This is a genomic window from Paenibacillus allorhizoplanae (assembly GCF_927798215.1).
Classification (GTDB): Bacteria; Bacillota; Bacilli; order Paenibacillales; family NBRC-103111; genus Paenibacillus_E; species Paenibacillus_E allorhizoplanae.
Genome location: NZ_CAKMMW010000011.1, coordinates 180,854 through 195,968 on the forward strand (window position 1 = coordinate 180,854; position 15,115 = coordinate 195,968).

The 15,115-nt window shown below is 46.9% G+C and carries 14 protein-coding genes; 4 read left to right on the forward strand and 10 right to left on the reverse strand.

All coding sequences use genetic code 11. The features are described from left to right. Nucleotides 1-171 precede the first annotated feature (171 nt). The 3 genes from L6I86_RS19200 (at nucleotide 172) to L6I86_RS19210 (ending at nucleotide 2,383) form a co-directional block, all read left to right on the forward strand. Nucleotides 172-984 (forward strand): sensor histidine kinase, encoded by an 813-nt coding sequence (locus L6I86_RS19200; RefSeq protein ID WP_236289646.1) that lies wholly within the window; start codon nucleotides 172-174, stop codon nucleotides 982-984. 11 nt (nucleotides 985-995) lie between these two features. Further along, nucleotides 996-1,655 (forward strand): response regulator, encoded by a 660-nt coding sequence (locus tag L6I86_RS19205; RefSeq protein WP_236289648.1) that lies wholly within the window; start codon nucleotides 996-998, stop codon nucleotides 1,653-1,655. Nucleotides 1,656-1,753: 98 nt separating this feature from the next. Beyond that, nucleotides 1,754-2,383 (forward strand): YcnI family copper-binding membrane protein, encoded by a 630-nt coding sequence (locus L6I86_RS19210; protein WP_236289650.1) that lies wholly within the window; start codon nucleotides 1,754-1,756, stop codon nucleotides 2,381-2,383. Between the two features lie 403 nt (nucleotides 2,384-2,786). Here the strand turns inward: L6I86_RS19210 and L6I86_RS19215 are convergent, their stop codons facing one another. Both L6I86_RS19215 and thyA read right to left on the reverse strand, forming a co-directional pair. Then, nucleotides 2,787-3,269, reverse strand: coding sequence for a dihydrofolate reductase (locus L6I86_RS19215; protein ID WP_056609326.1), 483 nt, complete (start codon nucleotides 3,267-3,269; stop codon nucleotides 2,787-2,789). Between the two features lie 33 nt (nucleotides 3,270-3,302). Next, nucleotides 3,303-4,097 (reverse strand): thymidylate synthase, encoded by a 795-nt coding sequence (gene thyA, locus L6I86_RS19220; protein WP_236289651.1) that lies wholly within the window; start codon nucleotides 4,095-4,097, stop codon nucleotides 3,303-3,305. Nucleotides 4,098-4,245: 148 nt separating this feature from the next. Between thyA and L6I86_RS19225 the strand changes: the two genes are divergently transcribed. Then, entirely contained in the window at nucleotides 4,246-4,803 is a 558-nt protein-coding gene (locus L6I86_RS19225; RefSeq protein WP_236289653.1) for a DJ-1/PfpI family protein, read from the forward strand. A 90-nt stretch (nucleotides 4,804-4,893) separates the two neighbouring features. Here L6I86_RS19225 and L6I86_RS19230 read toward each other — a convergent pair whose 3' ends face one another. From L6I86_RS19230 to L6I86_RS19265, 8 genes are all read right to left on the reverse strand, one after another. Then, the gene (locus tag L6I86_RS19230) at nucleotides 4,894-5,796 is read right to left on the reverse strand and encodes a fumarylacetoacetate hydrolase family protein (protein WP_236289655.1); all 903 of its coding nucleotides are present in this window, start codon (nucleotides 5,794-5,796) and stop codon (nucleotides 4,894-4,896) included. 24 nt (nucleotides 5,797-5,820) lie between these two features. Further along, on the reverse strand, nucleotides 5,821-7,110 hold the full coding sequence (locus L6I86_RS19235) for an aspartate aminotransferase family protein (protein ID WP_236289656.1): 1,290 nt from the start codon (nucleotides 7,108-7,110) through the stop codon (nucleotides 5,821-5,823). 26 nt (nucleotides 7,111-7,136) lie between these two features. Continuing rightward, entirely contained in the window at nucleotides 7,137-7,985 is an 849-nt protein-coding gene (locus tag L6I86_RS19240; protein WP_236289658.1) for an amidohydrolase family protein, read from the reverse strand. A gap of 155 nt (nucleotides 7,986-8,140) precedes the next feature. Then, on the reverse strand, nucleotides 8,141-8,353 hold the full coding sequence (locus tag L6I86_RS19245; RefSeq protein ID WP_276574881.1) for a twin-arginine translocase TatA/TatE family subunit: 213 nt from the start codon (nucleotides 8,351-8,353) through the stop codon (nucleotides 8,141-8,143). Between the two features lie 62 nt (nucleotides 8,354-8,415). Next, complete coding sequence (locus L6I86_RS19250; protein ID WP_236289662.1) at nucleotides 8,416-9,795, reverse strand: extracellular solute-binding protein; 1,380 nt, start codon at nucleotides 9,793-9,795, stop codon at nucleotides 8,416-8,418. Nucleotides 9,796-9,993: 198 nt separating this feature from the next. Next, nucleotides 9,994-12,432, reverse strand: coding sequence for a hypothetical protein (locus tag L6I86_RS19255; protein WP_236289664.1), 2,439 nt, complete (start codon nucleotides 12,430-12,432; stop codon nucleotides 9,994-9,996). Between the two features lie 53 nt (nucleotides 12,433-12,485). Next, entirely contained in the window at nucleotides 12,486-14,213 is a 1,728-nt protein-coding gene (locus tag L6I86_RS19260) for an IlvD/Edd family dehydratase (protein WP_236289666.1), read from the reverse strand. A 48-nt stretch (nucleotides 14,214-14,261) separates the two neighbouring features. Continuing rightward, a complete protein-coding gene (locus L6I86_RS19265) occupies nucleotides 14,262-15,044 on the reverse strand; it encodes an SDR family NAD(P)-dependent oxidoreductase (protein ID WP_236289668.1) in 783 nt (260 codons plus the stop codon). Nucleotides 15,045-15,115 lie beyond the last annotated feature (71 nt).

Below are 15,115 nucleotides of genomic sequence, written 5' to 3' on the forward strand. Positions count from 1 at the left end.
ATTTAATAATAATGTAGCACAAGCGTGTGGGAATTGAGAAGTACCGCATCTATTTTTTGTGAAGAATTCTAAATGAGATCTGATATAATAGAAACCGTTCCAATCCTACAGCTATCATTTCTTAGGAAGTCTATTCCATACTTTTATTTTATTAAGGAGCTGATCCTCTGCATGACTATGCGAAAATACAAGCTTTTTACGGTGCTGGTGCCCGTCTTTATTATTGGCGGCTTTGAATATATTCGTCATGAATTTTTACTGCGCTATTTGACGATGGAAGCCGGCAATTTTACGATCACAGTCATTACGTTGCTCCTCTCGTATCTCTTCGCTTCCTGGATGTTTACCAGCATGGAACGCAGCAACGAGAAAATCCTGCTCAGTGAAGCCCGCAGAGCAGTCTTCGAAGAACGTGAGCGTCTGGCTCGGGAGCTGCATGACGATTTGGCGCAGACCCTCTTCTTCTTGAACGTGAAGCTGCGTCAAGGTGACATCGAAGAAGCAAAAGCCGCTGTTTCCGAAATCGACAATTCACTTCGCCAAGCTATTTTCAATCTGAGAACACCGCCAGAAGAAGGTACTTCCTTTGGGCAACGCATTCATACCTACTTAGACAACTGGCGGTTGGTTACAGGCATTGAACTTCATGAGACCGTGAACATCACCGAAAACAGCTTCTCACCTAATGAGGAAATCCTCCTTTTCGGCATTATGCAAGAGGCTTTCACTAACATCCGCAAGCATTCGATGGCAACAGATGCTACTTTCCATTTGGAAGATGACAACAATCACTGGCGAATGCACATCACGGACAATGGGTGCGGACTGCAGCCCGCTACGAAAGCTAATGCGAAGAGCACGACTTACGGCATCGATCTCATGCAAAAACGAGCTTCCGAACTTGGGGCTACGCTTGAGCTTCTAAGTGAGAAAGACGCTGGCACGGAACTGATTGTACAAGCTGAAAGAACGGTGAACAGCTAATGCCCGATCTTATGCCGTTTCGCGTTCTTATTGTTGATGATCATCCCTTAGCACGCAAAGCGATACAAAGCATGCTTGCTCCATGCGCTGATTTCTTTATTGTTGGAGAAGCCAGTACAGGAGAAGATGCCATTCGACTTTGTGGAGAACTTGCTCCCGATGTCGTCTTGATGGATATCCATATGTCACCGATGGACGGATTACAGGCTACACGGCACATTAAACAAGCCTATGGCGGGATACGCATCGTTATGCTCACCGTTTCGGATGATGTTGCCGATCTCTTCACGGCTTTGCAATTCGGCGCACAAGGGTATTTGCTCAAAAATATGGATCCCGATGAATGGCTCAGCTACCTGCGTGCCCTGCTTGATGATAATTCAGAGGTGGCGCGCGGCATGGCAGACAAACTATTCGGACGTTTCCGTTCTCCGGTTGGCGCTCAAACAGAAGGCCCGAGCCCTCACATGCTGACGTCACGCGAACAAGAAATTACCGCCTATGTCGCACAAGGGGATAATAATCGAGTCATTGCCGAGAAGCTGCTCATCTCCGAGCATACTGTGAAAAATCACATGAAAAATATTCTCGTGAAGCTATCCTTAGAGAATCGCGTACAGCTCACCGCATTCGCTATTAAACACGGACTGACACGAAAAGGACAAAACTAGTCGAAAAAATAGCCCAGTCGAGTCATACTCTTATGCTTGTCGATCAGGTAAGATGGACAACATGGTAAGAGTTGATATCGAAAGGGGAAATAAATGCCATGTTTAAAAAGTTCATGTTAACCGCAAGCTCGATGATGATCGCATCCCTGCTACTTGTGGGAATTGCTAGTGCTCACGTCACTGTATATCCAAAAGAAGCTACGCAAGGCAGCTACGAAGTTTTCACTGTACGTGTACCTTCGGAGAAGGACAGTGCGACTACGAAAGTCGAAGTCAAATTCCCACTTGATTCCGTAGCTGTTTCTCGTTTTGAACCTAAAGCAGGTTGGAAGTATGATATCGCCAAAGATGCTGCCGGCAAAATCACTGGCGTTACTTGGACAGCAACGGGTGATGGACTCGGAGCAACTGAATTCGGTGATTTCAGCATGCAGGGTAAAGTGGCTGATACTGCTACTCAAATCGTCTGGAAAGCCTACCAAACTTACAAGGACGGCACTGTCGTGGAATGGGTTGGGGCGAATGGCTCGGACAAACCCGCTTCTGTCACTACCGTTAAAGCAAAAGCTGCCGCTGGTGCAACTACGGACAGTCACGGAAATGTAACGGCTGGTACAGCATCTGCTGGGGAAAGCTCGGAATCAAATACGTCGCTGTACCTGTCCATTACTGCTGTTGTGCTTGGCGCGTTAGCGTTAATCGTATCATTGGTTAGAAAACGTAAATAAAGTGAGTGAAACATCTTTATAAACGAAAGCCCCTAGTAGTTACTCTGTTCCGGACAGAGTAACTACCAGGGGCTTTTAAAGTTAAATCAGCTCTTGTTCCGCTCATTCATTCTGCTTCCTGGTCTGAACATTAACTCTTCCCATTGGATATATACAGTGTAATCTCGAAATAAACGCCAAGAACAATTGTTGCATTGGATTTATCCATTGAAAATAGGCCCAAAAGGGACTTTTTCTATGATTTGAGTGGATACGTCCAATCAAATCAGGTTTGAAGCTCTCAAATTATGCAAACTATTGGATTTATCCAGTGGACGCCGTATTTGTTGCCAATCAATCAAAAAAAGCCCTGAGCTATCTGCTAGAACCAGATCATAAACTCAGAACTTTTCTCCTTTTTCAACTAATTCCGTTCGTAAATTCGGAAATAGTACTCATACGGATTCTTCTCATTACGCTCGCCTTGCTCCGACGATACCAAAGTCCAATTGGACAAGTCGAGATCCGACATAAAGGTATCCGCTTCAAACTCATCCTCGATGTAAGTTATGTACATACGATTCACATGGGAGGCAAATAGTTTGAAGATCTCTGCTCCGCCGATGACGAACAGCTCCTGGTCACGGAACGCATCAATCGCTTCGTCTACCGAGTGAATAACTTCGCAACCTTCGGCTTGGTACGCGGTATTTTGCGTGAGAATGACATTTCGTCTTCCGGGAAGCGGCTTGCCGATGGACTCGTACGTTTTGCGCCCCATCAGGATGGGATGCCCCATCGTCACATTTTTGAAAAATTTCAAATCGCCTGGCAAATGCCAAGGCAGCTTATTATTGACGCCAATGGCTCGGTTGCGATCCATAGCAAAAATAAATGAGATACTCATACGGCGAATACTCCTTTCGTTACAGCAAGTTCCTTAGATCGCAATCGGCGCCTTAATACCCGGCAGCGGTGTGTAATTAAGAAATTCAAAATCATCGAATTGATAATCGAAGATGGAAGCTGGCTTCCTTTTGATTTGAAGCGTTGGCAGCTCTTGCGGCTCTCTCAGTAACTGTTTGTTCACTTGTTCAACATGATTTTGATAAATGTGCACGTCGCCGCCGTTCCAAATTAGATCCCCTACTTCCAGATCACACTGCTGAGCAATCATATGGGTTAACAGGGCATACGACGCCAGATTAAAAGGCAGACCCAAGAACGTGTCCACGGATCTCATTTGGAACATGCATGATAACCGACCGTTCGCTACATAAAATTGAAACGCATAGTGGCACGGCGGCAAGGCCATGTGATCCACTTCCGCGGGGTTCCAAGCGCTGACCAAATGTCTGCGTGAATCTGGATTCGTCTTGATTTGGTGAATCAGCTTCTCGATTTGATCGATCACCTGACCATTTGGGGCTAACCATGTTCGCCACTGCGCACCGTATACGCGGCCCAGATTCCCGTCTTCATCCGCCCACTCGTCCCAGATCGTAACACCGTTATCGCGTAAATATTGAACATTCGTGCTGCCACTTATGAACCAAAGTAGCTCATGAACAATGGATTTGATGTGCAGCTTCTTCGTTGTTAAGAGAGGGAAACCTTCGCTCAAGTTGATTCGCATCTGACGACCAAAAACAGAAATCGTTCCTGTTCCCGTGCGATCTCCCTTTTCTACACCTTGATCTAAGACATCCTTAAGCAGTTCTAAATAAGCTTTCATAATTTAATCATTCCCCACATTTTCGACATATCTTCTATTATAACATCATCCAATTCGACAATTCATCTCAAATTCCACCCGTATACAAGAAAACAAGGTTTGTTCATAATTAAATATGGATTACCATCTATTTCCAAGGAGTGATTTCATGTCCAAGAAAATCTTATTTCTAACGGGTGATGCTGTTGAAGTATTGGAAGTGTATTATCCCTATTACCGTGTACTAGAGGAGGGATATGAGGCTGTTATCGCGGCTCCCACAAAAAAAGTACTTCGTACCGTCGTTCACGATTTTGTTGAAGATTGGGAAACGTATACCGAAAAACCAGGGCATCTTCTCCCCTCCCACGTCGCTTTCGCCGATGTTGATCCTAGCCAGTTCGATGGACTCATCATTCCTGGTGGCAGAGCTCCCGAATATATTCGTTCGAGTGAAGATGTTCCACGCATCCTTCGTCATTTCCTTGAAGCGGATAAACCTATCGGTGCCATCTGCCATGGTGCACAAGTTTTCGCCGCTCTGAAAGACCGCTCCCTCTTCGAGGGGCGCACATTGACCGCGTATAACGCATGTCGCTTGGATGTTGAAGCACTTGGCGCGACTTATACAACAGATACGCTGCATGTCGATGGAAAGCTCGTCAGCGGTCATGCTTGGCCGGACTTACCAGGCTTTATGCGTGAGTTTTTGAAATTATTGGCCTAATCCAATTACATAGATTATAACAAAAAAACGGGGCTGTATCGTAAGTAGTTACTCTACTTGTGAGACAGTCCCGTTTGTTCAACACTCCACTTACTCCGCCACCATCCGATTGGTCAGTGCTCCGAGCTTCTCAATCTCAATCGTCACGATATCCCCATCCTTCAAATATACCTGCCTGTCTGGGGGATACCCTAACACAACCCCCTCAGGTGTCCCTGTCAAAATGATATCTCCCGGCATTAGCGTCATATGCTGTGAAATGTAACTGACGATTTCATCGCAATGGAAGATCATATCCGATGTATTCGAATGCTGCCTTACCTCTCCATTTACAACCGTTTTTATCTCAAGGTCATTCGGGTTGCCGACTTCATCAGCTGTCACAATATAGGGACCGATAGGGGCAAATTGATCACACGATTTTCCCAATAGCCACTGTTGTGTCCTTACCTGTAAATCACGGGCAGACAAATCATTCGCATTACAGTACCCAAAGACGTGAGAAAGAGCTTGTTCCTTCGAAATATATTTCGCTGTTTTACCAATGACAATGGCTAATTCCGCTTCATAATCCACTTTCTCCGAAACCTTAGGTAACGAAATGTCCTCCCCATGTCCCGCTAAGGCGTTATTGAACTTGTTGAACAATATGGGATATTGCGGAATCTGTGCATACGTTTCCTCTGCATGTCTACGATAATTAAGTCCCACGCAAATGATTTTATTCGGATGCGTGACGCATGATCCAAGAGTTAATGTAGTTTCATCCAATAGATAAGCGGTTTTATCTGTATCCGAAACAAGGACCCGTTCTATAAATGAACGAAGATAGCTCAAAGCTTCGGTACCACCATGGATAACTTCGTGGACGGTTGTCGGAATTGCTTTTACTTCTGGAACTGCAGAGAGTGCCGCCACAACATCGACCACACCTTGCTCTCTTTTAACACCTAATCGGTAGTTACCTTGATGAAGAAACGAAACTAATTTCATGTGCCGTAAACTCCTAACGTTAGATTATTTATGAACAAGTTCCTTCAATACGGACTCGATGATCGTAAGTGTTGTGTCGACGTCCTCATCGGTATGAGCGTAACTAATATGATTGCGTTTAATATTCATCGGCATTTTGAAGATGCCCTTTTCGATCAGCTTCTTGCGATAGTTTACATATAATTCAGCATCATTTTGCTGTAAATCCGAGTAGTTCTTCGGCTCGTTATTCATGAAATACGTCGTCCATACGGAACCAAAGCCTGCTACATATGCCTCGATGCCAAGCCGCTCATGAATGCCCCGAATGCCAGAACGCATCTTCTCGCCCAACCGGAAAATATGCTCATGTACCGGTTCGTTCTCCATCAGTTCAAGTGTTGCAATCGAAGCGGCCGTGCCTACGGCATGCCCGTTATAAGTGCCTGCAAACCACACATCCCCACCTGGGTAAGTATTGAAACGCTGCATATATTCACGCTTACCCGCTACAGCGGCGATTGGATAGCCATTCGCCATCGCTTTACCCATCGTTGTCAAATCGGGGGTAACGCCAGCAACCTTCTGATAACCGCCAATATCATGGCGGAAGCCTGTAATTACTTCATCAAAAATAAGCAGTGCTCCATGTGCGGTGCAAAGCTCACTAAGCCCTTCCAAGAAGCCAGGCTGCGGCATTACGCAACCGATATTATGGGGAATCGGCTCGACAATCAACGATGCGATTTGCCCTTTATTTTCACGGAAGGTCCTCTCAACATCATCCAAATCATTAAACGTACAGACCAAGGTATTATCGATGGCTTCATCTAACATACCAGCAGAGCCTGGATCTCTTTTGCCAATCATATCCCAAGAACTAAGCATGTTACGAGCGACATAATCGTGCCAGCCGTGATAGCAGCCTTGAAATTTGATCAGCTTATTACGGCCTGTAATCGCACGAGTCAAGCGAATTGCATGATAGGTAGCTTCAGATCCTGAATTACAAAAAAGCACTTGCTCTGACGAAGGGACGTGCGTACAAATTTTGCGAGCTAGTTCTACTTCTAGATCCGTACAGCCAACGCCGTACAAATCCGTTCGCTCAATAGCTTCAATCACTTTGCGATTGACGTAAGGATGGCTGTGACCCAAAATAATCGGGCCAAATGCACCTTGATAATCGATGTATTTCTTGCCATCTGCATCATAAATATAAGCGCCCTCACCTTTCGTAAACACCTTCATAGGATTCACGTTACGAATGGACGTATGTACCCCGCCTGGCGAGTATAATTTCGATTCCTCATACAGCTCAATATTCTTTGACATATCTCATACCTCCTGAAAATGATTTATTATAGGGATGCGGTCAGGCCGAGTATCTCTGGCGTGTTGCGATGAATGATGTCTTCGATGATCTGCTCTGGAATGTGCGGCATCTTCGTACCTTCAACCAAGTGATTAATATTCCGAAACAAGTCAATGGTTTGTTGTGTGCTGAAGAAAGGATAATCGGAGCCGAATAAAATCTTATGTGTGACCCCATACTCCATGGCTGAAACGAGTGCGTTATAGAACTGCCATGGGCGTGAACCTAATGCCGATAAATCCATATACATATTGGCATTTTTGCGAACTACGGCAATACATTCATCCACCCAAGGGTGTCCCATATGTGCAATAACCATTTTCAGATTAGGAAATGCACGGGCTATTGGATCTAATGCTGCTGGCCTGGACGCATCGAGGTATCCTTCGGGTACAAAAGAGGTGCCTTGATGCCACATAATGGGCAATCCCAATTCATCCGCTTTGGCATACAACTCAAAATGACTTTGTTCACCAGGATAAAAATTCTGATAGATCGGACCTAGCTTAAGTCCGCTAAGACCATATTCCTTGATAGCCTCTTCTAGCAGCCGAGCCGCAGCTGGCCTGTTTGGGTCGATGCTTGCAAAGCCGAATAATCGTCCACGATGCTTAGCTACATACTCTGCAACAACATGATTAGGTACTTGGATGCCGGTAGCAGGAGCGTCGAAAGCAAGCACGATTGCCCCATCGAAAGAATGAATATTTTCTTCATGCATCTCTGGCGTTGCAAGGATGTCCATATGCTCACCCCAACTGCGTTTTACCGCAGCTAGGAAAGGTCCATCGGTTTGACCGGGAAGAAATAAATGCGTATGACAATCAAAAATCATCTTCTACACCGCCTTTTATCTAAAATATAGTCTTCCAACATGCGTTAATTGGCGTCTTAATGGCATTTTTATGGCATCGGAAAGAGACCGTACTCCGTCCGGCAATAGCCCTATCGAGTCGATCTGTTTCATTGCTATATTTTATAGGGAATTATTTATCGTTTATTGGCCTCATCCATACTGGAATCCTTACGTGACTGCAGGGAAGGGGGTGTCTCATCTTCCTCCATGAAGCCCTTGGTTCCTTTCTTGAACTCCCTTAAGGTCTTGCCAAACGCACGACCTAATTCAGGCAGCTTCTTGGGACCGAACAATACCAGTGCAGTTATAATTAGTAACATAATAGTTGAAGCACTAAAATGCGGCACATAACTCACTCCTTCTGGTTAGACAACTTTTGAACGACAACGTTCGTGATTGGATGCTGTTCTCACACAGAACTAACAGTAAGACGTTCTTCGATATGTGAACACAATACCTCTTCTGTCTCCAAGCCAGCCCAAAACATTTTGAGTTCTTGGTTTATGTCTGATAACTCGCTTGCACTTATAGCTAAATCCGTGAAATATCGAAACCCAGGTATCGTCTCGCGAAATAGTGAAAATCTGGACGGCAGATAGCGTTTCTCTTCCCCGACCCACTCTGCGGCAGATTTTCTGGCGGGAAGACTGTACGTGTTCTGTCGAACGAAAAGTTGGGCCTTATAGCTAGTTAGATATTCCACTAACTTAACCGCCGCGTCCTTTACTTGTGACTTCCGATTAACTGCAAGTCCCGTGTTAAGCAGCATCGTCATCGGTGTTCCAAAATGCGGTACAGGTGCAATGTCAAAGGACAGCCTCTCACCGAGTAAGTAATTTAAGTAGAAGTAACTGGTCATGATGATCGACGCTTTGCCTTTGGCCAAGAGCAGCTCTGATTCACCCGTTGTAATGCCTTCTGATAACGAAGGAATACTGTGCTTCATCTCGCCACAATAGCGAAGCGCATCCATCATAGCTGTACCTGCAAGCTTCAGTCTGCCATCTTCATGACGCTCGAACTTCCCGCCTGTCTGCAACAGAAGCAGTGGCCAACGATTTGGCGAATACAAGTCACAGTGAAAACCGAGGCGTTCATTTGGAATTGCCAGTTTGGACGAATAGGTGATCAGATCCTTCCACTGCCAGCTGCTATCTGGCTCCGGCAAGTTCGCCTCATGGAAATGTTCCCGGTTATAACAAAGAATAAGTGGTGAATAAATAAAAGGTTGCACGAGCTGACGACCATCGGCCACAAAGGCATCTGATAAAAATGAATACAGCTCTGGATTCCGTTCCGTCGGCTCCAGCATACCTTCTTCACCCGTTTCCACACATTCCTGAAAATCCTTAAAGTTCATCATGACTACGTCGAGAAGACCGCTGGACAAGTACTCGCTGATGTAACTGTAGTTATTGCTGGAAGTAGGCACAGCTTGTACGCGGATATGAGGGTTTTCCTTTTGAAAGCTAGATAGCAGCCTATGAATATCCGCCTCATCCGTAACGGAACTATGGAAGCCAAGCTTCACTGTGACGAAAGCGCCTTCAGGAGCACCGACAACTTTGGTACCAACACGAGGAATTTTCTCAATAAGTCCCTCTGCAACCAGAACGTCTAGCCCTTTTCGTACCGATTGATTGCTTAAATTGTAATCCGCGGCGAACGTTTTCTCGGAAGGTAAATATTCCCCTACCGGCCGCTTTCCTGTCAAAATATCTTCTCTCAATGTGTTGACGAGTTCGCTCAAGCGCGTACGAGATGAGCTGCGAGTTGTCCGTTTTTCCATCTATAAACCTCATTTCCATCCGATACACTGACAAGATCAGGAAACATGGGCACATCCTGTATCTGCATTGTTATTTGTATTATAGCAACGACCCACCATCACATGTCAATGTACATCAGGTTTCACAACATAACGTTACCGGATATGCGATGAAACCCTTCCATCCATTAAATCTGCCTGTTATTCTTATGCCTACTATTAAGAAATCGATAAATTGCCTACACTATGTTTCACCCTATCACTTTCTGCTGGAAGTGCTGTCCGATTGACGCCTTCTTCCACGCAAGAAGTCATTAAGAAGTAGGCACCGTTGCCAAATGCATCAGCTGTTACTTCATACTTCCCTCCAGTAAATTGGGAGCCGATCGCTTTCAATTTATTCATTCCACCTTGAATGGAGAAATGTGCTGTACTAGCATCCGAGGCCGCACTCGTACAGTTTCCAAAATTCCATGTAACGACATTCGTTGGATCTACACTTTTTATAAACGCCTTCTCACCATTTACTCCGCTGAACATCGCACTGCCGTCAATGGTGATCCATTGGTCAGGCTTATTCTTCGGATTGTTGACGTCTCCCACCTTATCCCAAGCACCGGTGAGCAAGAAGCAGCAATCAACGAGACCACCACCTTGCATAATGATTTCACGCGTACCAACCTTTACAGTACCTCCTACTTGAGGGAGACCTTTGAACCACGTATTAATGAGTGTCAGTTTATTGATACTTCCGAGTGTGACCTCTTCAATGTTGTAGAATTCACTGTTAAGAATGGTGAGTTCACCGTTGCTCGGCGTGTACCCTACTTGGGTCGTTCCACTGCGAATAGGACGGGCGATTTCGTAGCCCTTCAGCATGCCGAAGGAGCAGCTATCGATGATGTTCTTCCTTTTGGCACGCGAGGAGCCTTTGGATATCGTCACCATCTCTTGCGCCGTACAGCCTCTCATCTGCAAGCCATCCATATTCACCCAGAATGAACCTGAATTAGCCATTTTCACCCCAGGTTTGGTGTACGTAACGACGGCATGGCAATCCTCAAGTGTCAAGTCAGTTAACCGCTTGCTCGCGACAATTCGCGATGCGATGTGCTTCTTGACGGTCACACGCTTCGCACTGTCCCCCCAGGTCGTGCCGCTGTTAGCAAATGACAAAAGACCTGAGTTGTTGATGTAAGTCAGATCATGTTCGTATTGACCGTGCGTAACGAACGGACCGTACTCATCGCCATCACCGTGACAGTTCTCAACCATACAATAAGCTGCGCAGGTAAAATCATTCAAGTGACGTGCATTGCTCGTATTGCAATCTCGGATATGCCCATACAACACGTTGATCTGCTGCGTCAAATAGCCAGTTCCGCCCCAATCGCGTTCTTCTGGGTTCATCAATTGGCAGCGTTCTGTCACATAGTGCGTGTTGTATCTCCGCATGACAACTGGCCAGAACACTTTACTTGCTTTGATGCCCGATGCATCGCATTCAACTGCGAATTCATAAGCAACCGGATTCGATCCAATCTGATCCCAAGTCGGAAAAGGCCTGAGACTAGTGCCGTTAGGCGGCACAGGTATGCCGATAAAATTCATGTTGCGCACATGGCACCGGAATGCTGGATTCACTTTTTTATATGTAATCGGACGCCCCTTAGCGAGCAGCCAACCGAGCTTATAGTTAAACCTGACGTGGGTGGCATCGAAAATTTCCGTCACTTTGATCAGATAATCAAGCTCACGTTGAGCACCGCCAGCCGCGTTATTCTTAATCTGCGCGTGCCACCAGCTATCGACCTCAAAGATGGATGAATCAGTCACTTCAAATATATCTGAATATTCAGATATATCTTCCGATAGCGTAACTGTTTGTGTCACACCCGTTACGACACCTTGGAAAAACATGACCGCTCCGAACGGGTTGTCTAACGTATTTAGTTCGATTCCTTCGGTCGTGACCGTGTGGCCGTGGAAATCAATTTCGATGTCACTGCGGTGATACACATGGCGCTTCACGAAATTAAGGTCTGAGTGTGCTTCGACACGGTGGATTGAAAGGTCGTTGACCAACGCATCCAGCGCATTATCCGCATTTTGACTCGTATCGAAAATACCAAACCACCGGAAATCGCCTACGCCATTATGTACGACTTCAAAGCAACCTCCTCCTTTGGGAGGTTTGTTTCCCTTGCCTGCATCATTCGCCTCGCGTCCATTGCCGCTATTCGTCAGCCTATGCACGGTACCCCCGTTGTCAGCCTTGGTACTGTCCGCTACAAAGCGAACCAACTTACCGCCTCCATCCCCGTTCTTGTTGTAACCGCCAACGAACACATGCTGGCCATCCTTCAACTGACCTGGCGGGAGAGACTTTAGTTCAGCCACATTGTTAACTTGCTGTACGCGATCGCCGTCCTTACTGTCTTTATCATCTTTGCCATCTTTGTCGTTCGACGACCCATTATCCGCCGATGCGAATCGGGGGCCTAAGACACTGCCAGCCAACATGACGCCGCCAAGCCCTATCGTCGCCAAAACTTTACGTCTACTGATGGCGTCATTTGACTTACTGTCCGTTTGATTCTCCACGTTGCTTACGTTCGTCGCATTCGATTTTCCCTTTTTGTCATCTAGGAAGAACATCGTTGAACAACTCCTCTTCGTAAGGGGGATAGGTAAGACAATTATTTACATCGCTACTTGCGAAGCTCAGGCGGCAGTAGGAAGTCGAAATCGCAGCCCTCATCCGCTTGCAGCACACGTTCCAGGAACAGGAGACCATACCCTCGATCATAGGCAGGTGGAGGAGCCTCCCACTTTGTTTTGCGTTCTCGAAGCGTTTCTTCATCTACATGTAACTCCAGTTTGCGCATGTCGATGTCGAGCTCGATCTCATCGCCGTTCTGCACGAGGCCCAGAGGCCCACCAATAGCTGCTTCAGGAGCAACATGCACAATCAAAGTGCCGTACGAAGTGCCGCTAATGCGGGCATCCGAAATACGTACCATGTCGCGCACCCCTTGCATGAGCAGCTTCTTCGGAATCGGGATTTGCCCGATTTCCGGCATCGCTGGCGCGCCTTTCGGTCCCGCATTTTTCAACACGAGGACGCTGTTCTCATCCACGTCCAAATCGGGATCGTCAATCCGTGCATTCAGATCGGCTGGCGATTCGAAGACGACGGCGCATCCTCGGTGTTTTTTGAGATGCGGTGAAACTGCCGTTTGCTTGATCAGCGCCCCGTTCGGAGAGAGATTTCCGCGCAGCACCGCAATACCGCCTTGCGGAGCAATAGGCTGTTCAAGCGGATAGATCAGCTCGCGGTCAGTGACCCGCACACCTCGCAGGTTCTCGGTCACTGTTTGACCCGTAACGGTCAAACAATTGCCGTTCAGCAGTGGTTCAATTTCCTTCATCAGCGACGGCACGCCGCCTGCTTCGAAAAACTCTTCCATCTGATATTTGCCGGATGGGCGAACGTTCAGAATAAATGGCGTCGTTGCGCTAATTTCGTCGAACCTTTCAAGCGGTAATCGGTAGCCAAGTCGTCCAGCAATAGCTACCAGATGGATGATAGCGTTGGTTGATCCTGCACATGCCATCGTTACTCGAATTGCGTTATCCAGTGATTCCTTTGTAATAATGTCACGCGGTCGGATATTGCGACGGACGAGCTCCACGATCTGTTTCCCCGTCTGCTCGGACATATGTCGCCGCCTGGAGTCTGGGGCAGGAATTGCCGCACAGCCAGGGAGTGCCATACCAAGTGCTTCGGCAATCGCCGCCATTGTGCTCGCCGTCCCCATCACCATGCAGTGACCATCACTGCGGCAAATGGCATTCTCAGCAACGGTGAGCTGCTCGTCTGAGATATTGCCCGCTTTGTGCTCAAGCGTAAACTGATAACAGTCGGTACAGGCGCCAAGCGTCTGGCCTTTTAATTTGCCGTTCAGCATCGGTCCGCCGGTTAGGACAATCGCTGGAATATTAGCGCTCACCGCAGCCATTAGCTGCGCAGGTACTGTCTTGTCACAGCCGCCGAGGAGCACAACGCCATCGATCGGATGCGCTTTGACCATTTCTTCCGTGTCCATCGCCATGAGATTCCGAAGCAGCATCGTCGTAGGTTTGACATAGGGTTCCCCAATCGAAATAGTCGGGAATTCCATGGGCAGACCACCGGCTTGCCAGACACCACGCTTTACATAGTCCGTCAATTCCCTAAAATGAGAGTGACATTTATTCAACTCGCTGAACGTGTTGCAAATGCCGATGACTGGCTTTTTCAAATCATCGTCTGTATAGCCCATGGATTTCGTAAATGAACGATGGATAAACCCCCAAAGCCCAGTATCGTTAAAATATTTGTCACCACGAAGTTTATCTCCCTCATTTACCCCATGCTTGTTGTCCTCATCTGCCATGTTAGTAAGTCCTCCTTGCACGCAATCCTGATGTTTGGTTACAAAAGTTTACAAATCACAAGCATTGGCGAGATGACCTCCGTCCACAACCAGTGTCGTACCCGTTATGTAGGATGCTTCGTCTGATGCCAAGAATAGAAATGCGTTCGCCACTTCCTCAATGGTACCGAGCCTGTGCATCGGGGTTCGTTCCGTTAATGAAAGTGTGACTTCCGATCTCTCCTTCAGCTCGCGATCAAGCGGTGTATCGATGAAGCCAGGCGCAACGCTATTCACACGAATGTTATTCTGAGCCAAATCAACAGCCATCGACTGCGTTAGCAAAACAACGCCGCCTTTGGATGCATTGTAATGAGCCAATACGGCACTTCCGGCTAAGCCATTTTTCGAGGCCATATTGACGATCGAACCGTGAATCCCACCAGCAATCATCCCCTTCGCCACCCATTGGCTCAGTTGGAACGCCGCATTCAAATTTATGTTGATCACCTGCTGCCAACGAGAGAGAGGGATGTCGATGAACGACTCACGTGTTGCAATGCCAGCGTTATTGACCAAAATGTCGATGCCATCCCAGTAAGCCCACGCTTTTTCAGCAGCCTGGTCCACTTGCTCCGGCACGCTTAAATCACAGACGACGGTTGCAACATAAGGTGTTTGCCCTCTATCTATGGCTTTCTTTCGAATTGTGTCAGCAGATACTTCAAGCTGATCCGCCCTGTAATCAAGCAATACGACATTTGCCCCTTCTTGCACGAATTTATCTGCAATCCCTTGTCCAATGCCTCTGGCACTTCCTGTAATTAATGCACGTTTTCCTTGCAATCGCACGCGGGAAGCCCTCCATTCCCTAGGTAGTTCACATACCTACAAAGTCAGACTGGCGAACACGCCATACTTTC